The organism is Sphingomonas sp. FW306-1B-B10E (assembly GCF_058782005.1).
The window spans coordinates 13,225-36,910 of sequence record NZ_JBYSXG010000005.1 but is presented as its reverse complement, the minus strand read 5'-3'; the positions used below and the strand labels follow the sequence as shown (position 1 = coordinate 36,910).

The following is a 23,686-nucleotide window of genomic DNA, read 5'->3' as shown; positions in this document are numbered from 1 at the left end:
CACGCAGCTCGAAGCTGGGCCCCGGCCTTCGCCGGGGAACAAAGCGAAGCAGAAATCACGCCTCGTCCCTCACCACGCGGGCGACTTCATCGACGGTTGTGACGCCGCTGCGCACCTTGGCAATGCCGTCGTCGAGCAGGCTGGGGTTGTCGCGCCGCGCCTGCGCTTCCAGATCGGCCTCTGACAAGCCGTCATGGATCATCTTCTGCAGCCGGTCGTCGACCGCGACGACTTCGTAGAGCCCGGCGCGCCCACGATAGCCTTCCTCGTGGCAGTCGGCGCAGCCTTGCGCACGCCACAGCGTCTCGCCCGGGGCGATCGCCCCGCCGAGCAGCACCGAATCCGCCTCACTCGCCACGTCCTCGCGCCGGCAGCTCGGGCAGAGTTTCCGGACCAGCCGCTGCGCCGCCAGCCCGACCAGCATCGGCGCGAGCAGATAGCGCTCGACCCCCATGTCGATCAGCCGCGTCACCGATCCGATCGCGCTGTTGGTATGCAGGGTCGACAGCACGAAATGCCCGGTCATCGCCGAGCGCACCGCGACCTGCGCGGTCTCCTGGTCGCGGATCTCGCCGACCATGATCACATCGGGATCCTGCCGCAGGATCGCGCGGAGCCCGCGTGCAAACGTCATGTCGGTGCGCGGATTGACCTGGGTCTGGCCGATGCCCGGCAGCTCGTATTCGATCGGATCCTCGACCGTCATGATGTTGCGCTTGCGGTCGTTCAGGCGGCTGAGCGCCGAATAGAGCGTCGTGGTCTTGCCCGATCCGGTCGGCCCGGTGACCAGCAGCATGCCGTGCGGACGCTCAAGCAGCCGATTGAGCAGCTGGCGGTCGCGCGCGCTCATCCCGAGCGCTTCCATGTCGAGCCGCAGCGAGCCCTTTTCGAGCAGGCGCATCACCACGCGTTCGCCATGTTGGGTCGGAATCGTCGAGACGCGCGCGTCGACATCGTGCCCGCCGATGCGCAAGGTGACACGGCCGTCCTGCGGCACGCGCCGCTCGGCGATGTCGAGCTTGGCCATCACCTTGATGCGGCTGACCAGCAATGGCGCCAGCGCGCGCGGCGGCTCGATCATGTCGCGCAACACGCCATCGACCCGGAAGCGCACCACAAGACGCTTCTCCTGCGTCTCGATATGCATGTCCGAAGCGCCTTCCTTGACCGCTTCGAGCAGCAGCGCGTTGATCAGGCGGATCACCGGCGCGTCGTCACGCGTGTCGAGCAAATCGTCGACCGAGGCGGCACTGTCGGCGAGCGCGGCCAGGTCCATGTCGCCGAGGTCGAAATCCGCCGCGGCGCCCGCGCTGCCGCTATATTGCGCGCTCAGCGCAGCGTCGAACGCCTCGTCGCTCACCGCGACGAAGCTGGTGCCCGGCGCGATCCGCTGGACTTCGAGCAATGCGTCGAGGCCCGCGCCGGCGCGGTGCAGGCATTCCATGCCGGCCGGGCCTGCACGCAGCAGCACGCCATGCCGGCGCGCGAAGCTGTAGGGCACCGTCGCCGGCGCATCGTCGACGAGGATCAGCGTCTCACTCATCCGGCGAAATCCACACTCGCCGATACGCGGCCGGCGGTGGGACGGCGCTGGATCGACACCCGGCGGACGCGCAGGTCGCTCGACGCGCTGAGATCTGCGAGCCACGCCATCAGCGAATCGTAGCTCGCGTCGGCGACGGTCACGCGGATCCCGCCTGGAATGGCGGTGGGCGCCACGACGAGCCCGAACGCTGAAGCCGAGCTGGTCGCGACTTGCGCCGCGGGACCCTGGCGGCGTGGCGCACGCGCAGCGGTCAGCGTGCCCGCCGCGCGGATCCGGGCGCTCAAAGTCTCATAGGTGCGGATGTCGGCCAGCGCATCGGCACGCGCCGCCTGGAGCGGCTTGATCACCCCGAAGATCAGGATCACCGCGCCGATCAGTGTCGCCGCCCCGGCGACCAGGATTCGCTCGCGCCGGCTCAGCCCGCTCCACCAGCCGTCGAAACGAGCTAGGGCGGCATCCAGCGCCGGCATGCGGGAAATGACGATTCTCATGCGTTGCTCGCCGTAATGCGGATGCTGCCGTCGGGCGAGCGGGTAACGCGCGCGCCGACCCGCGATGCGCCGAGCGCCGCCTCGACGCGGCCGGCGAGCCCGGGATCGCTGCCGTCGAGATCGAGGGTCAGCGCATTCGCCTGATAGTCGATCGCGCGCACGGTGATCGCGCCGGCAAGCGGAGCAAGCGCGCCCGACACGCGCGTCAGCAACGGCAGGAAGGCATCGGGCGGCGGCGCGTTGCTGCCGGTGGGAAGCAGGTCGGCGACACTCGCGGCGAAGTCGCCCCCCAGATTGGCGCCGGGCGCCGAGGTAGCGACCAAAGCGCGCGTATCGGCCTCGCGGCGGTCGGCGATGCTTCGCAGCATCAGCGTGTCGGCAGTGGCGATCACGACATGCGCGGCGGCGCCGATCGCGACGATCCAGCCGAGCCGGCGCCACATATTGGGCAGCACGGCCCGGCGGCGCGCATATATGCCCTGGCGCAGATCGAGCGCGGGCGCCAGCAGCCGCTCGGACAATGCCAGCGGCTCGACGGTCGATCCGTCGGCGAGCATCTCCGCGGGCAGCGGCGCGCCGTAGGAGCGCGCGGCCGGACGCCCCGCCGCCTGCCACGCGGCCTGGAGCATCGCCGCGGGAATCGCGAAGCCGGTTCCGTCGCCGGCGCGGCCCAGGGCCCGCGCTCCGGCGAGCTCGACCGACCATTCGCCCTCCGCGGGTCGCGGCAAGGCCAGCGCGTCGGGCACCATCGCGGCGTGCCCGAGCCCGGCCGCTTCGGCCGACTCCACCCACGCCGCCATCAGATCGTGGCGCACCACGCCGACGAGATAGCGGCCGGGCGCCAGCTCCGCGCCGAGCGCGAGATGGACCGATTCGAGCGGCTCGGCGATCAGCTCCTCGATGGCGAAGGGCAGTGCCTGCAGCCGCTTGGCGCGACTCGGCAGCGGCAAATCGACCGCGAGCAGGCGCACCTGCTCGGTCGGCACGACGATGGTTGCAGGCCCTCCCCGCTCGGCTATGATCAGCCGATCGCCCGCCAGCGTCCACACCCCCGTGGCGAGCGATTCCGGCGCGTCGGGCGCTCCTATGGCGCGGCCGGAGGCTGTCACATTTGCTTCATGGGAAGGACGCATGGGGCGGGGATGCGCATAGTTTTGAAACAGTTTAGTGACATCGCACTGCTTAGGCAGAACAGCAAGCGCCGCACAATGGTCAACGGCGAAGCGGGCTTCACGCTTCTCGAAATGATGATCGTGCTGGTGATCATCGCCGTGATCGCGGGACTGATCACCGTCAACGTGATGGGACGGCCGGACGAGGCCAAGGCCACCACCACCAAGTCCAACATCAGCAGCATCGTGGCCGCGCTCAAGATGTATCGCCTCGACAGCGGCGCCTATCCGACATCGGAGCAGGGGCTCAAGGCACTGGTCGAGAAGCCCACCACCCCGCCGGTGCCCGGTAGCTGGGCGCAGGGCGGCTATCTCTCCGCGCCGCCGCTCGACGCCTGGCAGAAACCCTATGAATATCGTTCGGACGGCGCGAGCTTCACGATTCGCTCGCTCGGCCGCGACGGCAAGCTGGGCGGCGAAGGGGTCGACGCCGATATCGACGGCAAGGGCTGACCCCTATGCGGGGGGAGGCACGGACCGCGACGGATCGCGAAGCGGGCTTCACCCTGCTCGAGATGCTGATCGTCCTCGCCATCGTCGCGGTGATGGCGGGCGCGGTCACGCTTGGCATCGGCAGCGTCACCCGCGCCCCCAGCGTCGAGACCGAGGCGCGCCGCCTCGCGACGCGGCTCCAGGCCGCCGCCGACGATGCGATGCTCGGCGATCGGATGCTCGCCTTCACCGTCCAGAAGCACGGCTATGGCTTCGCGACGATCGGCACCGGCGGCCAGATGATCGCGCGCAGCGACGATGCGCTCGGCTATCACCAATTGCCGAGCGGGATGGTGGTGACGCTCGACGTGCGGCCGCCGGTGATCCTAGGCGTCGACGGCGCGGGACGGCCGATGTCGGCGGTAGTCGAAAGCGGGTCGCAGCGCTGGCTGGTCACCTATGACGGGCTGACCGCGCGCGCGGTGCCGGCCCCGGCGCCGAAGGCGTGATGCGTAACCTTCGCCTCCCTTCCGTGGTCCTGCGAAAGCAGGAGCCCAGGGCTGCAAGCGTGTCGCCCGTGACTCTGGGCTCCTGCTTTCGCAGGAGCACGGGATCGGAAGAGGGCTTTTCGCTGATCGAGGCGCTCGTCGCGCTCGCAGTACTCGCGATCGCCACCGTCGGGCTGATGCGCACGGTCGAATCGCACATCGACTCGACGCGCGGCGTCGAGCGGCGCACCGCGGCGATGTGGGTGGCCGAGAACCGGCTTGCCGAACTCGAGACCCGGGCGCCCACCAATGGCGATCAGGTCGAGATGCTCGGCGAGCAATGGCTAGTCGCGGTGACGCGTCGTGGCACCGACGATCCCGAGATTCAGCGCGTGCGGATCGACGTGTTTCCGCTGCAGGAGCGCACGCCGCTTGCATCGCTCGACGGCTTCGTGGACGGACGCAAGGGATGAGCCCCGCTTTCGCCCTCACGCCGCGCCAGACGCGCACCGCTCTCGACATCGTGACCGCCTTGGTCGTGCTCTCGACCGCGCTCGCGCTAGCCGGGCTCACCTGGCGCCTCGCCGGGCATGCCGGCACGGGCGCGATCACGGTGCCCTCGGGCAATAGCGGGCCGGCGATCGCGCCCGACATCGCTCCGGCGATCGCGCTCGCGCCGTTCGGCAAGGCATCGGCAAGCGAGGCGGCGCAGGCGACCAGCCTGCCGCTCGAGCTCAAGGGCATCATCGCCGCGAGCCCGGCCTCGCTCTCGACCGCGTTCATCTCGGTGAGCGGCGCCGCCGCATTGCCCTTCCATGCCGGCGAGGCGGTCAATGGTGCGACGATCCAGTCGATCCTGCGCGACCGGGTGATCCTAGCGGTCGGCGGGCGCAGCGAGTTCCTCGCTTTCCCCGATCCGACGCTGTCGCCCGAGCAGCGCCAGGCGGCGCAGAACCAGGCCGCGCAGACGCCGCAGCCCGGCTCGCCGGTGACCTCGGCACCCGGCGCGCCCCCGGCGCCCGCGGTGCCGCCGGCCGCGAGCACCGCAGGGCTTCTCCAGCGCTTCGACGCCACTCCCGTCAACGGCGGCTATCGCATCGGCGATAACGGCCCGCCGGGAATGGTTGCCGGCGACGTCATCCAGTCGGTCAACGGCACGTCGCTCAGCGATCCGAACGCCGCCAGCGCCGCCTTCGCCTCCGCCCAGGCCAGCGGCAACGCCCAGATCCAGATCCTTCGCGACGGGAAGCGGCTGACGCTTACCGTGCCGCTTCGTTAAAGAGAGCTCCGTGCACAAGATTCGCTCCACTTTCGCCGCTCTCGCGCTCGCCGGTATCGCGCTCGACAGCGTCGCCGCTGCGCAGACCGCCGCCGACCAGGGCCAGCCCGGCGACATCGTGATCAACATGCGCGGGGTCGAGATCGCCGACGTCGCCGACCAGATCTCGCGGATCACCGGGCGCACTTTGATTCTCGATCCCGCGGTCAAGGGCGTGGTGACGGTCACTTCGGCCACGCCCCTCTCGCCCGCGGGAGTGTGGGAGCTGTTCCAGTCGGTGCTGCGCGCCAACGGCTTCTCGGCGGTGCGCTCGGGCCGGGCATGGCGCGTCGTTCCCGCCGCCAATGCCGTGCGCGATGGCGGCGTGCCCGGCCGCGCGGCCGGCGGACAGGAACTCGTCACGCGGATGGTGCGCCTCGCTAACGTGCCCTCGGCCGACGTCGCGCGTGTGATCCGCCCGCTCGTCGCGACCTTCGGCAGCGTCGAGCCGCTGACCAGCCCCAATGCGGTGGTGATCACCGATTATGCCGACAATGTCCGCCGGGTCGAGACGATCGCCCGCCAATTGGACGGTGGCAGCGGCGCCACCTTCGCGACGATCACTTTGCGCAACGGCAACGCCGCCGACGTCGCGCAGTCGCTCCAGACGGTGCTGGGCGACCAGCAGAGCGGCACCGGCGCGCGCGTCGCCGCCGATACCCGCAGCAACACCGTGATCATCCGCGGCACCCCCGCCGCAGTCGCCGAGGCGCGGCGGATCGCGACCTCGCTCGACCAGCCCGGCGGCGCGACGCCGATCACGCGGATGTTCCGACTCAATTATGCCGATGCCGAGACCGTCACCGACGTGCTGCGCGGCGTGCTCGGCCAGGGCGAGAGCGCCGATAATCCGGTCGCCAAAAGCCTGTCGGGCAGCTCGGCCAGCAATCCGTTCGCGCGGCTGAGCGGCGGCAATGCCAACATCGCCGCGCTGTCGAACAGCGCCGCCGCGACGGGCAGCGGACTCGGCAATGCGATGCAGGCGGCGAATGCGGCGACCCAGCCGGTGATGCAGAACCAGCCTGCGCAGACGCCCCAGGGCTTCTCGACGCCCGAACTGACCGTCCAGCCCGCCCCCGAGCTCAACGCCGTGGTGGTGCGCGGCACCCCGACCGCGATCGCCTCGATCGAGCCGCTGATAACCGACCTCGACGTGCGCCGCCCCCAGGTGTTGATCGAGGCGGCAATCGCCGAGATCACCGGCGACGATGCCGAGGCGCTGGGCGTGCAGCTCGGTACCACCGGCGCCGCACTCCAGCCGACCGGCGTGGGAACTTCGTTCGATCAGGCGGGCACGTCGCTCGGCACGATCCTCAAGGCGCTCAACGTGCCCGCCGGCTCGCTGATCAGTACCGGCCTGACCGGCAATATCCGGATCGGCGACGATTTCTCGATCCTCGTCCAGGCGCTCGGCACCTCGACGCGGGCCAACCTGCTCTCGACTCCGCAGATCACGGTGCTCGACAATGTCGCGGGCGAGTTCGTCTCGGGCCAGAACGTGCCGTTCGTCACCGGATCGGTGCTGACCGATTCGACGTCGGTCGCGCCCTACACCACGATCGAGCGCAAGGACGTCGGCATCACCTTGCGCGTGCTGCCGCGGATCAATGCCGGCGACACGATCCGGCTCCAGGTCAACCAGGAAGCTTCGTCGATCGCGGCGGCGCAGACCGCGGCAGCGTCCGATCTCGTCACCAATCGCCGCGCGATCAACACCACCGTGCTCGCCGACAACGGCCAGACGATCGTGCTCGGCGGGCTGATCACCGACGACCGCCAGGATTCGCGCCAGCAGGTGCCGATCCTCGGCGACATCCCGATCGTCGGCGAATTGTTCAAGAGCCGTCGCGAGACGCATCAGAAGCGGACCCTATTCATCTTCCTCAAGCCGACGATCCTGCGCGATCCGGCCGATGCGGCAGCGGCGGCGAAGGACAAATATGCCCGGCTGCGCGCCGACGAGATCGCCAATAGCCGGCGATCGAGCCTTCTGCTCGCGCCACCGACGCCGCGGCTAACGGTGGAGATCGACGGAATCTACTGAGGGATGCGCAGGCACTACGAGATCTTCGCGGACTATTTCCAATTCTATTTGTGGGACGAAGGCGAGAAGCCCTCGCCGCCGACCGACTATGACCGCGACGACGTCGTCCGCCGGATCAAGGCGGCGGCGCATGTCGTGGTTATCCAGCCGGTCCGGAACATGGACGTGCCGGTCACGCTCGACATGGTCGAAACCGCGCCGCCGCTCGATCTGGATGCTTTCGATCATGTCGCCGAAGCGAGCCTCGATTTGCCTTCGGGCCGGCTCGAGATCCACGAATGCACCGGCGGATCGATCGATATCCTGACGGTCGCCCCCGGCACCTATCGTGTGCGCGCCTGCTTCAGCGGGCTAGAAACGCTGAGCGAAGACGGGCTCGACGGCCAGGATCGATATGACCTGACGCTATGGCCGGCGCCCGCGGCGGCGGTCGAGGTGCTCAAGCAGTTCAACTAGGTCGTGAACTCATAAACGTCCGCTCTCGGCACGGCCTGCACTTCCGAGATCTGGTCGGAAGCGGGAGGGCAGCTTTAGGAGCGGAAGCCGAGATAGCCGCCGTTCTTTAGGGCCTACGGAAACGACTGTTGAGCGGGTCGACCAAGGTCAGACAGTGCGTGCATCAGTGGCTCCGTTGAAAAGTTATGTGGGTTTTGTCAGCACGGAAGATGGCGACGACTCGACTACCGCCAACTCGGCGCGAGCGGGCGCCTAGTTGCGCAGTTCCGGCGAGCATTGGCACCACGCCCCCAGATCCATCGAACCCGGCCGCAGCCTGGTCGAGAATATCGCATGATGCCGCTGGTACATACCAGTCGCCATTATTGCTGAAGAGTGGCACATTATATATAAACTGACCACCGACCCGCTCCATCATATCTCGCTGAAACGACATGAAGCGGTCGGCAATCTCGACCCCCGGTCCGGTACATTGGCGCGCCTCGGTGTAGGAAAGCGTCCAATTGCTGAGCGCCTCCATGCCGGGGCATGGTAGCGCAAGCACTGTCGTCAGGCGGGGACGGCGAATTCTCACGAACTGGATGTCGACAGTTCCGATCCGAGCCGTTGCCACCTCCACGCCTTGCACGCTTTCTCGCTCCCAATCGAGCGAGTAGCGCCGCCACGACTGCAATGCTTGCCATCGCAATGACTGGGGCTGCTGCGCAGGCAACGGTGCTGGTTCCGAGGCGCCAAGGGGCCCAAGAAGCAAAAGCGCGGTCAGAATGGCCATAGCCGGGCTCCCGATGTGCAGTGATCTAAACTCCAATTGGATCACCAAGCAATGTCCGCTTACGGATGATGCTGATTGCCGGCAGAACGACGAGTGTTGGGACGTTTCCTGCCGTCCACTTTTATGAGTCTACGACCTAGCTTCGGAAACGCTCACTCCGTCGGCAGCGGCACGCGGACGCGCTGGGCGCCGCGGGTGAAGAAGGCGGCGTCGATCGCTAGGTTCGCAAGTTGCCAGCCGTCGATGCTCTGCCCCGGCTGGAGCGTGCGCGTGGTGCCGTCGGCGGTCTTCACCAGCGCCACGGCATCGGCACCGAGCCGGCCGACGATCCCGACCAGCGCCGGCGCATCGCCGGGTAGCGCTTCGTCGGCAGCGGCCGCGCGAAACAGTGGCCGCTCATAGGCGGCGGCAAGCGCAGGCGATGCGGCGGGCGCTGCCAGCGGCGGCGATGCGAATGTCGCCTCCCCCGCCCCCTTGGGCGCCGCGTACGGAACCAGCAGGACCAGCGGCATCAGCACAGCGAAACCGCCGGCTAGGCCGAGCGCGGTGCGGCGCGCGCTCATTGCGCCGCCACCGCTTCGGCGGTGAGCCGGACGCCCCCCGCCACCGGCTCGAGCGACCAGCGGCGGAAGCGGACGAGCGGCCGTTCGCGCTCGAAGGCGTCGGCCAGCGCCAGCACTGCCTTCTCCGCGCCCGACACGCGCAGGCGCAGCGCGACCAGCCCGGCGGGCGCCTCGACCCCGCTGGTCTCCTCGACCAGAACCCCGCCTGCCACGGAAAGCCGCCGCAGCCGCGCCATCATCGCCGCGCGTCCTGCCGCCGCGTCGGACGCGCCGAGCGCCACCCCGGCGGCAACGATCGGCGTGCGGCGCTCGGGTTGGGCCGCGGCCTGAGCGAGTTGCGAACGCGTGGCGCGCGCCGCGGCGAGATCGCCAAGCGCTTCGCCCGTCGCCGGCGCCAGCAACGCCAGCATGACCAGTCCGGCGCCGGCACCCAATAACAGCGGCAGGATCCTCACGATGTCGTCCCCACGAAGGTGACGATCATCTTGGTATCCGCCTGACGCTGCCCGGTATTGCGCAACCGCTGGAACGTCGGGACGCGGCGCAAGGCGGCGCGCAATTTGTCCGGATCGGGCACCTCGACTTCGAGCTCGAGCACGCCCTGCGCGGTCCGTCCGGCGCGGACCAGCGCCGCATCCGGAGGCAGCGCGCGCGCCAGCGCTTCGATCGTTGCGCCCAATGACGGGCGACGAAGCACCGCACCGAACTGGTCGCGCGCTTCGGTCGCGGCGCGCGCGGCTTCGATCCGCGGCGCCGCCGCAGCCTCTAGTGTGGCCGCGGCGCTGCGCTGCTGCGCGGCCAGCAATCTTGCCCCGCCGATCGTCAGCAGCGGCCCCGCCACGATCAGCGCTGCAATCAGGGCCGCGATGCTGCCGTCCGACCAATGCCCGGCACGCGCCGGACGCGCTTCACCCGCAATTCGCTGCTTCGCCAGCGTGGCGAGCCGCTGAGCCAGGCTCGGCGCCGGATCGGCACGTTCGGGATCGGGGCTGCCGGCTTTCATGACGCCGCTCGATTAGCCGCTGCGCGCCCCGCACGCAAAGCGTCACAATCACGACGCCAATATGTCATCGCGACGCAACTCCAATGGCATCACCCCGTAAAGCCATCCTTCCAAAGGCGGTCCCAGCCGGGTCGCAAGTGACTCGATGCCTGGGGGATTTTGCATGAACGACCTGACGCCCACGGCCTTCGGCTATACCGATGGCGACGTCGACACCAACAACAGCAGCAACGTCACGCTCAACGAGCTCGCGGCACAGCGCCTCTCGCGCCGCCAGACGCTGCGCGGCGGCTCGGCGATCGTCGCCGCGACGCTCGGCGCGTCGGTGCTCAGCGCCTGCGACGGCAATGCCGACGGCTTCAACCCGCCGGTCGTGACCGGTCCGGCAACCAGCCTCTCGACCAATTCGGGCCGCACCGTCACGCTGACCGGCACCGCCGATCCCAATGGCAACCAGAGCTGGGTCCAGGTTTCGGGTCCGGCCGTGACGCTGAACGGCGCCACCTCGGCCACCGCCACCTTCCTCGCTCCGACGGTGTCGACCGCGACGCAGTTCGTGTTTCGCTACGTAACCGGCAACGGCAAGCAGACCAACCAGGCCGACACCACGGTCACCGTGAACCCGGCGGCGTTGGGCTTCACCGCGGTCGCCAAGAATAAGCTCGACGTCGTCACCGTGCCTACCGGCTACAAGGTGCAGGTCGTCAACCGGACCGGCGACCCGATCGCCGCCTCCGTGCCGGCCTATAAGAACGACGGCACCGACACCAATTTCGCTCAGCGCATCGGCGATCATGGCGACGCGCTGTACTGGTACGGCCTCGCCGCGACCGGCAATGCGCGCGACGCGACGAGCTCGACCCGCGGGCTGCTCGTCCAGAACCATGAGAACATCAACATCCAGTATCTCCACCCGAACGGCCCGACCAACAACACCGTCGCCGGCCCGCGCCCCGAAGCCGAGGCGATCAAGGAGATCGAATGCCACGGCGTCAGCGTTACCGAAGTCTCCGAAGGCGCCGGCCGCACCTGGACCGTCGCCCAGGCCGGCGCGCTCAACCGCCGCATCACGCCGAACACCCCCGTCGTGTTCAGCGGCCCGGTCAAGGGCTCCGATCTGATCAAGACGCTCTACTCCACCGACGGCACCGCCGGCCGCGGCACGATCAACAATTGCGCCAACGGCACCACGCCCTGGGGCACTGCGATCACCTGCGAAGAGAATTGGGCGGGCTATTTCCGTCGCCCGACCGCCGATGTCGTGGGGCGCACCGCAAAGGAGCTCACTGCGCTCAACCGCTACGGCGTGACCGGCAACGGCAATTTCAGCTGGGCCACCGTCGTCCCGGCCGACGCGTCGAGCACGGTCTTCCGCCGCTGGAACGCCACCGCCTCGGGCGCATCGGCGACCGCCGACTTCCGCAACGAACCGAACCAGATGGGCTGGGTGGTCGAGATCGATCCGTATGACGCGACCAAGGCGCCGCGCAAGCGCACCGCGCTCGGCCGCCTCGGCCATGAAGGCTGCTGGCCCGGCGCGTTCGTCGTCGGCAAGAAGCCGGCCTGGTACATGGGCGACGATTCGCGCCGCGAATATCTTTACAAGTTCGTCTCGGCGACCGCCTGGGTAGCGGCGGACGCCAACGCCACCGACCGCCTCTCGATCGGCGACAAGTATATGGACAGCGGCACGCTCTACGTCGCCAAGTTCAACGCCGACGGCACCGGCACCTGGCTGCCGCTGGTTTTCGGCCAGAACGGCGTCGACGGCACCAATGCCGCCTATCCGTTCGCCGACCAGGCCGATGTGCTGGTCAATGCTCGCCTCGCCGCCGACAAGGTGGGCGCGACGCCGATGGATCGCCCCGAATGGACCGCGGTCAACCCGGTGACCGGCGAGGTCTACCTCACCCTCACCAACAACAACGCTGCCGGCCGTCCGCTGAACGGCACCGACGCCGCCAATCCGCGCCATTATAACGATCCGTTCGGCGCGGCGGCGACGCCGTCGTTCGGCAATCCCAACGGGCACATCATCCGCCTCAAGGAAACCGGCGACACCACCGAGGCGACCAGCTTCAACTGGGACATCTATCTGTTCGGTGCCGGCGCCGATCTCGATGCGGCCAACATCAACGTGTCGGGCCTCACCAACGACCAGGACTTCTCGAGCCCGGACGGCCTCTATTTCAGCCGGCCGACCAATTCCGCAGGGCAGGTCAAGCCGCTGCTTTGGATCGAGACCGATGACAGCGCTTATACCGACGTGACCAACTGCATGCTGCTCGCAGCGCAGCCGGGAACGGTCGGCGACGGCGGCGCGCGCACGATCACCAACACCGGGGCCGGCGGTGCAACCGCGACCCAGGCAACGCGCGTCGGCGCCGCGCCGACGGCCGCGACGCTCAAGCGCTTCCTGGTCGGCCCGGTCGAGTGCGAGATCACCGGCATCGACTCGACCCCGGACGGCCGCACGATCTTCGTGGGCATCCAGCATCCCGGCGAGAACGGCACCCCCGCCGCGCCGAGCAGCCACTGGCCCGACAGCCAGGCCACCGGCACCGCCGGCGCCACCGTGCGCCCGCGCTCGGCAGTGGTAGTGATCACCAAGAATGACGGCGGCGTCGTCGGGCTGTAAGAGCTCCGGCTGTGCTTCGATCGAAGGGAGGTGCCGCGAGGCGCCTCCCTTTTTCGTTGCCTTTTAGTTCCCCAGCGAAGGCCGGGGCACAGTATCGACGAACATGCGACGGCGCCGCGCCTTCGAGAAACCAGTGCGACTGGCCCCGGCCTTCGCCGGGGAAAGTACCGGCAGCCGCGCGAGCGCCCTAAAATCCTACGTTTGTCGTCGGGTCCGCGCGGTCCCTTACCGATCCGTGCGGCTGACGATATTCGCGGTCCCGTCCGGGGTGATCGTGATCATGTGCGCGGTCCCGTTCGTGCAATTGGCGCGCCAGAGCGGCTTGCCGTCGCGGTCTTCCAGGCGCTGAGACGACTTCACCGACTGACAGTCGATATCAGCGTCCAGCAGCGCGCGGATGAACACGACGTTGCGCTGGCGATCGTTCATCGCGATCACTGCGGCGGTAGCGTTCTGGCCGTCGGCCATGTTGCTCGCCACGTTCGCCTCGGCCGGCGCGTTCGCCGCTTGCTCCTCGCCCGCGCCGCATCCGGCGAGCGCCAGCGCCGCCAGCGCGGGCCATAGGTTGCGCTTCGTCATCGGCTTCTCTCCCATTCGCCCCTCCAATGCCGCGCGGGCGGCCGAGTTCCCCTCAGCGCTGATACGCCTTGGGCAGCGCGCCTTCCTTGGGGTCCCAGTAGCGCTCGCGCAGCCGGGTCTGGCGGCTGGTCATCGGCTGCTCCACGCCGTCGATGAATACGTTGACCGCCGAGCTGCCAATTTCGAGCGGATCGCCGTCCCAGATCACCAAGTCGCCGTGCCGGCCGGGCTTGAGCGAACCGAACTCGGCCCCCATCCCCAGCGCCTCGGCCGGTCGCGAGGTGATCGTTGCGAACGCCTCGCCCCAGCTCAGCCCGCTCGCGCCGGGCAATTTGCCGAGCGCGACGAGGTTGCCGGCATATTGCTTCTCCCAGCGCGCCTGGCGTGCCTCGTCCTGGTTGATCGTGCCGATCCCGACGAGCACGCCTGCCGCCTTCAACCGCCCGATGTTCGATTGGGTGGCGGCGAGTTGCTCGAAGCTTTCGGGAAGGTCGGCGACCGGCGAGGCGATCACCGGCACCGCCGCAGCGGCGATATCGCGCGCGACGGTCCAGCCCTCGGTCGCGCCGACCAACACCAGCCGCAATGCCGGCACTTCCTTCTTGAGCGCGAGCACCGTCAGGATATCCGACCCGCGCTCGACATGAACGAGCAGCGGCACCCGCCCTTGCACCACCGGCACCAGGGCCTCGGCATCGGCGCGGGTGAGCAACGCATCCTTGCCGCGATCGGCGAAGCTCGCCGGGCTGCGCACATAGTCGCGCACCTCGAACAGCGCGTTCTTGAGCATCGCATAGGCCGCCGGCCGGCTGCCCCCCGCGGCGCGCGCACCCGCCTCGCCATATTCCATGAACTGGAAGGCGCGCGGCTTGGCGACCGGATCCATGTCGGCGCCGAGATCGATCACCGCGCCCTGGCCTGCAAAGATCGAGCCCTTGCTGTTGTCGGGCGCGACGACGGCACGGGTGACTCCTTCCAGCCGGTTGATCGCCAGCGGACTGCTCTTGGGATTGACCGCGGGCGTGACGTCGAGCGCGGCGTTGAACGGCGAGCTTCCCGCCGAGGTGTCGTTGGTGCCCTCGACCGCGTCTACCTCGACGATGCCCATGCGGGTGAAGCCGGCGAAGATGCCGGGCGTGACCCAGCGCCCACCGGCGTCGATCACCCGCGCACCCGCAGGCGCCGCGACACCCGCACCGGCTGCGACGACGCGGCCGCCCTGGATCACCACGGTGCCGCCATCGACGGGACCGGCGCCGTCGCCGATCACAACCTTGGCGTTGGTGATGACGACCGTCTGTGCGGCGGCGGGGGCGGCGATGGCGAGCATCGCGCTCGCCGAGAGGAGCAGTTGCTTGATCACTTCACGTCCCCCTCGCCCGGCTGGCCGAGCTCGAAATCGGATACCGGCCGCAGCTTCGGATTGTTGGCGTCGTAGAGCAGAGCGCCGTCGACCCAGACCATCTGAGGCCGCGTGTAGACGCTGAACGGATTGCCGTTCCACAGCACGACATCGGCCATCTTGCCCGGCTTGAGGCTGCCGGTCTTGTCGGCGATGCCCAGCGCCTTGGCCGGGTTGATCGCCAGCCAGCGCCACGCCTGTGCTTCGGAGATATCGAAGCCCGCCTTGATGCCGGAGGCGCGCGCCTTGGCGACTTCCTGGTTGAGCCGCTGGATGCCGTTCTGGTCGTCCGAATGAATCATCGCGCAGGCGCCTTCCTTCTCGAGGATGGCGAGATTCTCTGGGACGGCGTCATAGGCTTCCATCTTGAAGCCGTACCAATCGGCCCAGACCGCGGCGCAGGTGCCGTTGGCCTTGAGCAGGTCGGCGATCTTGTATGCCTCTACCGCGTGGTGGAACGCGGTGACGTGATAGCCGAACTCCTTGGCCATATCGAGGACCACGGCCATCTCGTCGGCGCGATAGCAATGATTCTGGACGAGGATCTCACCGTCGAGCACGCCGCGCAGCGTGTCCATAGCGAGGTCGCGAGTGGGCGCTTCACCGCCCTTCTCCTCATATTTGTCCCAGCGGCGCTTATACTCGACCGCTTTGGCCCAGGTTGCGCGGTCGACGGCGATATTGCCCATCCGGGTCGAAGGCGCGCGGCCCTTGCCGCCATAGACGCGCTTGGGGTTCTCGCCGCACGCCATCTTGAGACCATAGGGCGCGCCGGGGAACTTCATCCCCTGCATCGTACGGGCATAGACGTTCTTGACGGTCACCGAGCGGCCGCCGAACAGGTTCGCGGAGCCCGGCAGGATCTGCAGCGTCGTCACGCCGCCATTGACCAGCGCCCGGCCGAAGCCCGGATCCTGCGGCCAGACGCTATGCTCGGCCCAGACCTCCGGCGTCACCGGCGAAGTGATTTCGTTGCCGTCTGACAATGCCTCGACGCCGGGCGAGGGATAGTCGCCGAGATGGCTGTGGATGTCGATCACGCCCGGGGTGACGTACTTGCCGGTACCGTCGATCACCGTCACGCCGGAGCCGGCGGCTAGGCCCTGCCCCACTTCGACGATCTTGCCGTCGCGGAACAGCACCGCGCCATTGTCGATCCGCCCGCCTTCGCCGTCGAGCACAGTGACGTTGGTCACCAGCGTCGGCGTGCCAGGATAAGCCCGATAGGTCGACGGAAAGGGATCGTGCGCATAGCCCTTGCCTTTGCCCGGTCCGGACGCGGCTGGATCGGAGGACGCACTGCGCGCATTGTTTCCGCTTTCCGCGCAGCCCGCCAGCGCAAGCATGCTGGCGAAGATCAAAACCGGTCGAAACAAGCGCGATTCCTTCCCTGTTCGCTGCGCCTCTGGCGCGACGCTTTGATCGTGGCAAATAGGAAATTAAGCAAGCGCCAGCTTGTGCATTGAAATCTCATAGAAAAATTAGAGGCCGACAATAAGTTCGCTTAGTGGATGTACGGAGCTTTCCACGACGATTCATTCGGTGTTAAGGCGAGGCGCTTCGCTTACCCTGTACAGGGGCAGGTATTTTGCGAGTGAGTAACAGTTCCGGTGCGCCGGTTGAGACCCGGCCACCCATGGCCAAGAACGTCGCGACAGGGCTTGTCGCGCTGGCGGGGTTTTGCAGCCTGCTCGCGCTCGCAGGTTGGGCATTCGACGTGCCGATGCTGCGCGGCTTCGGGCTCAACAAGACCCCCGTCTGGCCACTCACTGCGATCGGCTTCCTGTTCCTGTCGCTGGGCTTCATGACTTCGATCCTCGGCAGAGACAGAAATGCGCTGGCGCTGTGGCTGGTCCCGGTCGCAATCGGCTTGACCTCGCTTTCGCAGACGGCCTTCGGGATCGACTTTGGCGTCGATCACTTGCTGTTCGGCAAGCTGGTCGCGGCCCATGACGCGGTGCATCCCGGGCGGCCGGGCGTTAATTCGGCTGCTATCTTCCTGCTTCTGGCGACGGCTGGCTACGGCGCGCGCGCGCGTCACTGGTCGAGCGAGACGAACAGCCTTTTCGTGGCGCTGACGCTCGCGTTCATTGGAGTCGCCGGCGTCCTCACGGCATTTTCAGCGCCCAATAGCGTCGCCGTCCGCTGGTTCTCGGTATCGCTGCCGTCGACCGTGGCGACGGTCGCGCTGACCTTGGCCTATATCATCCTGCACAGCAGGCTGCGATCCGTTCAAATGCTGATGCGGCGAAGCGGTGATTGGAGCACGATCCGCATCGTCCTCCCCGCGGCAGTGATATTGCCGATCGGCCCGGCGCTCTTCGAGCAATATGCCGATCGCAACACGTCGTTCGCTCCGCTGGCGATCGACTCGCTGGTGACGCTCGCCAACATCCTGATCGTCGCCTTCATCGCTTATTGGGCGGTGATCCGCGTCGCGCGCGGCCAGGCGACGATGGTCGAGCTCAGCGAGGCGCTCGAACAGACCACCGTCGCTCTCACCAATGCCGAGGGCGAGATCCTGCATTGGTCGCGCGGTTGCGAACAGCTTTACGGCTGGAGCGTGAGCGAGGCGGTCGGGCAGAACAAATACATGCTGCTGCGCTCCCAGTGTCGCGTCGGCGACGGGGTCCATGGCCGTCACGAAACGGGTCAGGATCTGATCGAGGTAAGTCGCGATGGCCGGGAGATATCGATCCTCGAGCGCGCCCAATTGGTCGAAAGCCCCGGGCGGGCGCCGGTGATCGTGCTCCACGTCGCCGACATCACGCAGAGCATCGCCGCGGTCGAGGCGCTCAAGGTCAGCGAGGAGCGGCTTGCGGTCGCGGCTTCGGCGCACGAGCTTGGGATCTTCGAATGGGACGTCCGCACTGGCCGGCTCGAATGGTCGCCGGGCACCGAGCAGCGGCTCGGCCTCGCCGCGGGCACGATCACCAATTTCGAGGAGTGGCGGGGACAGGTCGAGCCCGAGGACGTGCAGCGCATCCTCGACACCATCGCCCGCACGGTGCGCGACCGCGCCGACAAGTTCAGCTACCGCTATCGCTTCGTCCAGCCGCAGGGCGGAATCCGCGCGGTCGAAGGTTCGGCGCGCGCCTTTTACGATGCCGAGGGCAATTTGATGCGCACCGTCGGGGTGATCCTCGACGTGACCGAGCGCGAGGAGCGCGAGGCCGCGCTGCGCCGGCGCGAGGCGCAGCTGCGCTCGGTGCTCGAGACGGTGCCCGATGCGATGGTCGTGATCGACCAGAATGCGACGATCCTTCAGTTCAGCGCGGCCGCCGAGGCATTGTGGGGCTATCGCGCCGCCGATGTGCTCGGCCGATCGGCGACGATGCTGGTCCCCGCCGAGCGACGGATCTTCCACATGGCGGCGCTCAACCAGTTCCTCGAGACAGGGGACGGGATCGTCGGCGAGGTCATGAAGGGCACCGCCGAGGCCGCCAATGGACGCAAGTTCCCGATCGAGATCCGCACCGGCGTCGCGCGCAGCGACGGGCAGACGCTGCTGACCTGCTTCATCCGCAACCTTTCCGAACAGCTTGCGACCGAGGAGCGGCTGAGCGAATTGAGCGCGGAGATCGCCCATGTCTCGCGCCAGAGCGCGATGAGCGAGCTCGCCGCCGACCTCGCGCATGAGCTCAACCAGCCGCTCAGTGCTACTTCCAACTTCCTCGCTGCCGCGCGGATGCTGATCGAGCGGGGCGAAGGCACCGAACGCATCGTCGAACTGCTTCGTATGGGTTCGGAACAGACGCAGCGCGCGGGCGAAATCATCCGGCGCATGCGGGCTTTCATGGCGCGCGGCGAAGTCGAGATGCGGACCGAGTCAGTCGAACGGACGGTGCGCGATGCCGTTGATCTTGTCCTCGTCGGCACCGGTCAGTTCCATATCCGCGTCAATTACGAACTCGACCCCGAAGCCCCCTTCATGTTCGCCGATCGCATTCAAGTTCAGCAAGTCATGGTTAACCTGCTTCGCAATTCCATGGAGGCCTTGCGGACTTCGGGAACGCAGGAGCGGATCATTACCATTTCCTCACACAAGTTGAGCGAGGAGATGATCGAAATGGTGCTCAGCGATTCTGGACCCGGAATTCCCCCTCATGTGTTGGAGCATCTGTTCTCGCGCTTCACCACCACCAAAGGGAACGGAGGCGGAATGGGTATTGGTCTTTCGATCAGCAAGCGTATCATCGAAGCGCATGGCGGGACATTGAGTGCCGAGAACCGGCCCGAGGGAGGAGCAAGCTTCCGCTTCACCCTGCCCGCCGTAGAGGAGGGTGTAGAATAGAATGAGTAGAACAATCTACATCGTGGACGACGACGACGCCGTCCGCGCATCGCTTCACAGCCTTTTGTCGGTTCGTCAGGACCTGATCGTCCGCGGCTTTCGGTCGGGCGACGCTTTCCTTCAGGATGTCGGCGAACTCGATCCCGGCGTGCTGCTGCTCGACTTCCATATGCCCGGCGCGACCGGGCTCGACGTGTTGATCGCGCTCGACGACAGTCCGCGCTTCGTGCCGATCGTGCTGACTGGCCAAGGTAATGTCGGGCTCGCCGTCCAGGCGATGAAGGCCGGTGCGCTCGACTTCGTCGAGAAGCCCTACGAGGCCGAGACCCTGCTCCAGCTGATCGACAACGCCTTTTCCCGATTGGAGGAGGACAATGCCGCCGCCTCGCGCGTCAACGCGGCCGAGGCCAAGATCGCCAAGCTCAGCCCACGTGAGACCGACGTTCTCAAGGGGCTGATCGAAGGCCGGTCGAACAAGATCATCGCCTATGAACTCGACATAAGCCCACGCACGGTGGAGATCTACCGTGCCAATCTGATGGAAAAGCTCGAGGTGCGCAGCCTGTCCGAGGCACTGCGCATTGCCTTTGCGGCGGGGCTCTTCCCGAAGAACTGATGCCACCGCCCTGCCGCCGAAGTCGGTGCGCAGGGCCAGCGGCCCCATAGGGCAGCTTCACCAGGCCACTCGCTCACTCCGGAAAATTACGGATGCTTTTTTGACGGTCTAAGTCCCGGTATTTACGCGAATTTACTATAATAGACCTGACTTCATCGTGTCGGCGACTGCTGGCGCGCGCCTGATAGAAAAGGGTTTATTATGGCGGACCTCCTTGCCCGCATCAAAATTCCCACCAAGATCCTGGGCCTGCTGCTCATGCTGGGCCTCATCACGCTGAGCGTGGCCATTTACGGCTCGCGTGCGCTGGTCGGCGCCGACGGTTCGTACGAACAACTGGTCGACAAGCGGCTCCCGATCACCACCAAGCTCGCGCGCGCCAACCGCTTCGTGACACAGATGCTGTATGCGAGCTATCGCGTCATGGCCTATCCCGGGGGATCGGACGGGGCCCGCGCCGCCGCCGAGCAGGAGCGCACTGCCTTCGACAATGCAGTGAAAGTGTACGAAGAGATCAAGCAGATCGATCCTGAAATGACTGCCGAGATCGACTCGTACCGCGGCAAGACCGAAGCGATCCACAAGAGCGCGCAGGAAGCGATCGCGCACGGTATGCGCGACGAGAATGAGGCTGCCCGCGCTATCCTTGCCGAAGTCGATACCGCGCTCGAACTGCTCTCGAAGGAGCTCGTCAAGGCGAACAACGACGACGTCGCGGATGCGCAGAAGCTTTCGAATGAACTGAGCGCAGACGCGCGCACCACCGCGACGACGATGCTCGCCGTCAGCCTGGTCGCGATCGCGATCGCGATCGGCATCGGCCTGCTCGTTTCGCGGCGCGGCATCACCGCGCCGATCGCCGAGCTGCAGGGCCGGATGAAGTCTCTCGCCGAAGGCGACAGCGCCGCCGAGGTGCCTGGCATTGGGCGCGGCGACGAAATCGGCGCGATGGCCCAGGCCGTGCTGGTGTTCCGCGAGGCCGCTGTCGAGAAGGACAAGGCAGAGGCGGCTAAGAAGATCGCCGATGCCGATCAGAAGCGCGTCGTCGATACGCTCGAGGCCAATCTCGGCAAGCTCGCCCAGGGCGACCTGACCATCGAGATCAACGAGGCATTTTCCCCGACCTACGAATCGGTGAAGACCAACTTCAATGCTGCGGTGCGCGAGCTGCGCAGCCTGATCGGCACCGTGATGGAGAGCGCCGCGACGATCCGCACAGGTTCGGGCGAAATCGCCCAGGCTTCGGAAGACCTCGCCCGCCGCACCGAAGCCAATGCCGCCAGCCTCGAGGAGACGTCGGCCGCAGTGACGCAGATGGATGGCCGTCTCAAGGCGACCGCCGAAGCCGCCGGCCGCACCGTCGATCGTGCCGATGGCGCGATGTCGACCGTGTCGGGCGGCCGCTCGATCGCCGATGAGGCCGTCCAGGCAATGAGCCGCGTCGCCGACGGCGCCAAGGGCATCGACAGCGTCATCGAAGGTCTCGACAAGATCGCCTTCCAGACCCGCGTCCTGGCGATGAACGCGGCGGTCGAGGCAGGCCGCGCGGGCGAAGCGGGCCGCGGCTTCGCGGTCGTCGCCGACCTCGTCTCGGCACTGGCGATGCGCTCGGAAGAGGAAGCCGCGCGTGCACGGGACCAGCTGACTGCCACGCAGACCGACATCGTCGCGGCAGTGGAGATGGTTCAGAAGGTCGATCTCGCTTTGGCAAACATCTCGGGCGACGTCGGCGAGGTCCATACGCTGCTCGGCCAGATGGCGAGCGACAACCAGGCCCAGTCGACTGCGATCACCGAAATCTCGATCGCGATCGGCACGATGGACCAGTCGACCCAGCAGAACGCCGCGATGGTCGAGCAGACCTCGGCTGCCGCACGCAATTTGTCGGGCGAAGTCGCCGCGCTCAGCGAGCAGGCGTCGAAGTTCAACGTCGGCGGCGTGCGTCCGGCCGCGGTCCGGGCGAGCGCCCCGGCTAAAATGGAAAAGGCCTCGGGCTATGTCTCGCCGGTACGGGCGCTCCCTGTCACCGCGATGGCCGGCGGTGACGATTGGGCCTCGTTCTAAAACATTGTAAAGACTTATAGAAAAGGGCGTCGTGGCATTGCCGCGGCGCCCTTTCCTCGTCGTCGGCGGCCAAATCATGTAGAATGCTGGGTAAATCTACGTAACTAAATTCCCGGTTCCGGCGGATGTGTCCGGCTCGTGTCCTATAACAGGGTTATCGAGCCGTCTGTGCCTGCACAGCTGGCGACCGGCACTTCGGGTCGCAAACGCCGACGAGCCGGCAATAGGAGACGTACCTTGCACTGGTTCCAGTCCGTTGCACCCATTCGCCAAAAGATGACCATCGCCTTCAACTCGCTGCTCGCGGTGATGGCGCTATCCACGATCATTGCGTTGTTCGCACCGACGATGATCGCCGTGCCGATCGTCGTGGTCCTGCTCGGCGGCGCCGCCGTCCAGTGCGCACGCTATCGCAGCGCCGTGGTCGACCCCTATGTTGCCACCGTGGTCCGCATGGAAGGCCTCGCCGCGGGGGATCTCACCTCGCCGATTCAGTTCGACGACTATAAGGATTGCGTCGGCCGCATGACCAAGGCGATGCTCAGCTTCCGCGACGCCGCAATCGAACAGCAGCGCCTCGCGCAGGAGCAGGACGAAGCGGTCCAGCGGCTCGGCAGCCAGCTCGAGCGGCTGAGCAAGGGCGACCTCACCGCCGAGATCGGCGAAGGCTTCCCCACGAGCTATGCGTTGGTCCGCACCAACTATAATTCGGCGCTCGCCGCGCTGCGCGAGCTGATCGGCTCGGTGACCGAAAGCGCCTCGACGATCCATACCGGTTCGAACGAGATCGCCACGGCGTCCGAGGATCTCGCCCGCCGCACCGAAGCCAATGCCGCAAGTCTCGAGCAGACCTCGGCGGCGGTGACCCAGATGGACGGCCGACTCAAGGCGACGGCGGCGGCCGCAGGCCGCACGGTCGAGCGTGCCGACGGCACGATCGGCACAGTCTCGGCCGGCCGCGCGATCGCCGACGAGGCCGTCCAGGCAATGGGCCGCGTCGCCGACGGCGCCAAGGGCATCGACAGCGTCATCGAGGGCCTCGACAAGATCGCCTTCCAGACCCGCGTCCTGGCGATGAACGCGGCGGTCGAAGCCGGCCGCGCCGGTGAGGCGGGCCGCGGCTTTGCGGTCGTCGCCGACCTCGTTTCCGCACTCGCGATGCGCTCGGAAGAAGAAGCCGCCCGTGCCCGCGACCAGCTGACTGCCACCCAGACCGACATTGTCGCGGCGGTGGAGATGGTCAACAAGGTCGATGGCGCGCTGGCCGACATCTCGGGCGACGTCGGCGAGGTCCATGCGCTGCTCGGCCAGATGGCGAGCGACAACCAAGCCCAGTCGACCGCGATCACCGAGATCTCGATCGCCATCGGCACGATGGACCAGTCGACCCAGCAGAACGCCGCGATGGTCGAGCAGACCTCGGCCGCGGCGCGCAATTTGTCGGGCGAAGTCGCCGCGCTCAGCGAGCAGGCGTCGCGGTTCAATATCGGCGGCGCGGGCGCATCCCTGCGGGCGACGCACACGCCGCGGCGGGCACCGGCTGCACCCGCGCCTGCACCCAAGCCCAAGGCGTATGTATCGCCGGTAAAGGCGCTTCCGGCCGCGACGGTCGACGCCGGCTCCGATTGGGCTTCGTTCTAAGCGCGACTTCGCGCGGTAAAAGGGGCGTCGCGGCATTGCCGCGGCGTCCCTTTTGCGTGGTCGGGCATACTTGGTACGGTAGTGATTTCCGCAGTCTCGAAGTCCCGTCGTTCGGTCCGTGCTCCTGCGAAAGCAGGAGCCAGTTTACTTCGGTATATCGCTCCCCT

21 protein-coding genes are annotated in these 23,686 nt (G+C 67.2%); 11 read left to right on the top strand and 10 right to left on the bottom strand.

Annotated features, from left to right (window positions below; genetic code table 11):
- Positions 1–55: 55 nt before the first annotated feature.
- Genes gspE through gspL form a run of 3 tightly spaced genes read right to left on the bottom strand, consistent with a single transcriptional unit; the run spans position 56 to position 3,146 of the window.
- Positions 56–1,543, bottom strand: a complete 1,488-nt coding sequence (gspE, locus tag AC3WJI_RS03310; protein ID WP_492755818.1) for a type II secretion system ATPase GspE — start codon at positions 1,541–1,543, stop codon at positions 56–58.
- Positions 1,540–2,016 (bottom strand): type II secretion system protein M, encoded by a 477-nt coding sequence (locus AC3WJI_RS03305; RefSeq protein ID WP_492755817.1) that lies wholly within the window; start codon positions 2,014–2,016, stop codon positions 1,540–1,542. The genes gspE and AC3WJI_RS03305 overlap by 4 nt, the downstream gene beginning before the upstream one ends.
- 17 nt (positions 2,017–2,033) lie before the next feature.
- Complete coding sequence (gene gspL / locus AC3WJI_RS03300) at positions 2,034–3,146, bottom strand: type II secretion system protein GspL (RefSeq protein WP_492755816.1); 1,113 nt, start codon at positions 3,144–3,146, stop codon at positions 2,034–2,036.
- Positions 3,147–3,245: 99 nt separating this feature from the next.
- On the opposite strand from gspL, the gene gspG reads away from it, so the two are divergent.
- Genes gspG through AC3WJI_RS03270 form a run of 6 tightly spaced genes read left to right on the top strand, consistent with a single transcriptional unit; the run spans position 3,246 to position 7,947 of the window.
- On the top strand, positions 3,246–3,662 hold the full coding sequence (gene gspG / locus AC3WJI_RS03295) for a type II secretion system major pseudopilin GspG (RefSeq protein WP_492755815.1): 417 nt from the start codon (positions 3,246–3,248) through the stop codon (positions 3,660–3,662).
- A 5-nt stretch (positions 3,663–3,667) separates the two neighbouring features.
- Complete coding sequence (locus tag AC3WJI_RS03290; protein WP_492755814.1) at positions 3,668–4,150, top strand: prepilin-type N-terminal cleavage/methylation domain-containing protein; 483 nt, start codon at positions 3,668–3,670, stop codon at positions 4,148–4,150.
- Positions 4,151–4,209: 59 nt separating this feature from the next.
- Positions 4,210–4,602 carry a type II secretion system minor pseudopilin GspI gene (gene gspI / locus AC3WJI_RS03285; RefSeq protein WP_492755813.1) on the top strand — a complete coding sequence of 131 codons (393 nt, stop codon included), beginning with the start codon at positions 4,210–4,212 and terminating at the stop codon, positions 4,600–4,602.
- The gene (locus AC3WJI_RS03280; protein WP_492755812.1) at positions 4,599–5,408 is read left to right on the top strand and encodes a type II secretion system protein N; all 810 of its coding nucleotides are present in this window, start codon (positions 4,599–4,601) and stop codon (positions 5,406–5,408) included. The genes gspI and AC3WJI_RS03280 overlap by 4 nt, the downstream gene beginning before the upstream one ends.
- Before the next feature lie 10 nt (positions 5,409–5,418).
- Positions 5,419–7,491: a type II secretion system secretin GspD gene (gene gspD, locus AC3WJI_RS03275; RefSeq protein WP_492755811.1), complete on the top strand. Its 2,073-nt coding sequence runs from the start codon at positions 5,419–5,421 to the stop codon at positions 7,489–7,491.
- A gap of 3 nt (positions 7,492–7,494) precedes the next feature.
- Positions 7,495–7,947 (top strand): hypothetical protein, encoded by a 453-nt coding sequence (locus tag AC3WJI_RS03270; RefSeq protein WP_492755810.1) that lies wholly within the window; start codon positions 7,495–7,497, stop codon positions 7,945–7,947.
- A gap of 163 nt (positions 7,948–8,110) precedes the next feature.
- On the opposite strand, the gene AC3WJI_RS03265 is transcribed toward AC3WJI_RS03270, so the two are convergent.
- The 4 genes from AC3WJI_RS03265 to AC3WJI_RS03250 form a co-directional block, all read right to left on the bottom strand.
- On the bottom strand, positions 8,111–8,719 hold the full coding sequence (locus AC3WJI_RS03265; RefSeq protein WP_492755809.1) for a hypothetical protein: 609 nt from the start codon (positions 8,717–8,719) through the stop codon (positions 8,111–8,113).
- A gap of 152 nt (positions 8,720–8,871) precedes the next feature.
- Positions 8,872–9,282 (bottom strand): hypothetical protein, encoded by a 411-nt coding sequence (locus AC3WJI_RS03260; protein ID WP_492755808.1) that lies wholly within the window; start codon positions 9,280–9,282, stop codon positions 8,872–8,874.
- Positions 9,279–9,737, bottom strand: coding sequence for a hypothetical protein (locus AC3WJI_RS03255; RefSeq protein WP_492755807.1), 459 nt, complete (start codon positions 9,735–9,737; stop codon positions 9,279–9,281). The genes AC3WJI_RS03260 and AC3WJI_RS03255 overlap by 4 nt, the downstream gene beginning before the upstream one ends.
- Positions 9,734–10,285, bottom strand: a complete 552-nt coding sequence (locus tag AC3WJI_RS03250; RefSeq protein WP_492755806.1) for a hypothetical protein — start codon at positions 10,283–10,285, stop codon at positions 9,734–9,736. The genes AC3WJI_RS03255 and AC3WJI_RS03250 overlap by 4 nt, the downstream gene beginning before the upstream one ends.
- Before the next feature lie 163 nt (positions 10,286–10,448).
- Here AC3WJI_RS03250 and AC3WJI_RS03245 point away from each other — a divergent pair, with 163 nt between their 5' ends.
- The gene (locus AC3WJI_RS03245; RefSeq protein WP_492755805.1) at positions 10,449–12,923 is read left to right on the top strand and encodes a PhoX family protein; all 2,475 of its coding nucleotides are present in this window, start codon (positions 10,449–10,451) and stop codon (positions 12,921–12,923) included.
- A 225-nt stretch (positions 12,924–13,148) separates the two neighbouring features.
- Here the strand turns inward: AC3WJI_RS03245 and AC3WJI_RS03240 are convergent, their stop codons facing one another.
- The 3 genes from AC3WJI_RS03240 to AC3WJI_RS03230 are packed head-to-tail and all read right to left on the bottom strand — an operon-like array spanning position 13,149 to position 16,250.
- Complete coding sequence (locus AC3WJI_RS03240) at positions 13,149–13,502, bottom strand: hypothetical protein (RefSeq protein WP_492755804.1); 354 nt, start codon at positions 13,500–13,502, stop codon at positions 13,149–13,151.
- 52 nt (positions 13,503–13,554) lie between these two features.
- Complete coding sequence (locus tag AC3WJI_RS03235) at positions 13,555–14,862, bottom strand: amidohydrolase family protein (RefSeq protein ID WP_492755890.1); 1,308 nt, start codon at positions 14,860–14,862, stop codon at positions 13,555–13,557.
- On the bottom strand, positions 14,862–16,250 hold the full coding sequence (locus tag AC3WJI_RS03230) for an amidohydrolase (protein ID WP_492755889.1): 1,389 nt from the start codon (positions 16,248–16,250) through the stop codon (positions 14,862–14,864). Before AC3WJI_RS03230 ends, AC3WJI_RS03235 begins: the two co-directional genes overlap by 1 nt.
- Positions 16,251–16,540: 290 nt before the next feature.
- Between AC3WJI_RS03230 and AC3WJI_RS03225 the strand changes: the two genes are divergently transcribed.
- The 4 genes from AC3WJI_RS03225 to AC3WJI_RS03210 all read left to right on the top strand — a co-directional run bounded on the left by AC3WJI_RS03225 (position 16,541) and on the right by AC3WJI_RS03210 (position 23,519).
- On the top strand, positions 16,541–19,198 hold the full coding sequence (locus AC3WJI_RS03225) for a PAS domain-containing sensor histidine kinase (protein ID WP_492755803.1): 2,658 nt from the start codon (positions 16,541–16,543) through the stop codon (positions 19,196–19,198).
- A gap of 1 nt (position 19,199) precedes the next feature.
- The gene (locus AC3WJI_RS03220) at positions 19,200–19,814 is read left to right on the top strand and encodes a response regulator transcription factor (protein WP_492755802.1); all 615 of its coding nucleotides are present in this window, start codon (positions 19,200–19,202) and stop codon (positions 19,812–19,814) included.
- Positions 19,815–20,015: 201 nt separating this feature from the next.
- Positions 20,016–21,878 (top strand): methyl-accepting chemotaxis protein, encoded by a 1,863-nt coding sequence (locus tag AC3WJI_RS03215; protein ID WP_492755801.1) that lies wholly within the window; start codon positions 20,016–20,018, stop codon positions 21,876–21,878.
- 276 nt (positions 21,879–22,154) lie between these two features.
- Positions 22,155–23,519, top strand: coding sequence for a methyl-accepting chemotaxis protein (locus AC3WJI_RS03210; protein ID WP_492755800.1), 1,365 nt, complete (start codon positions 22,155–22,157; stop codon positions 23,517–23,519).
- The last annotated feature ends 167 nt before the right edge of the window (positions 23,520–23,686 follow it).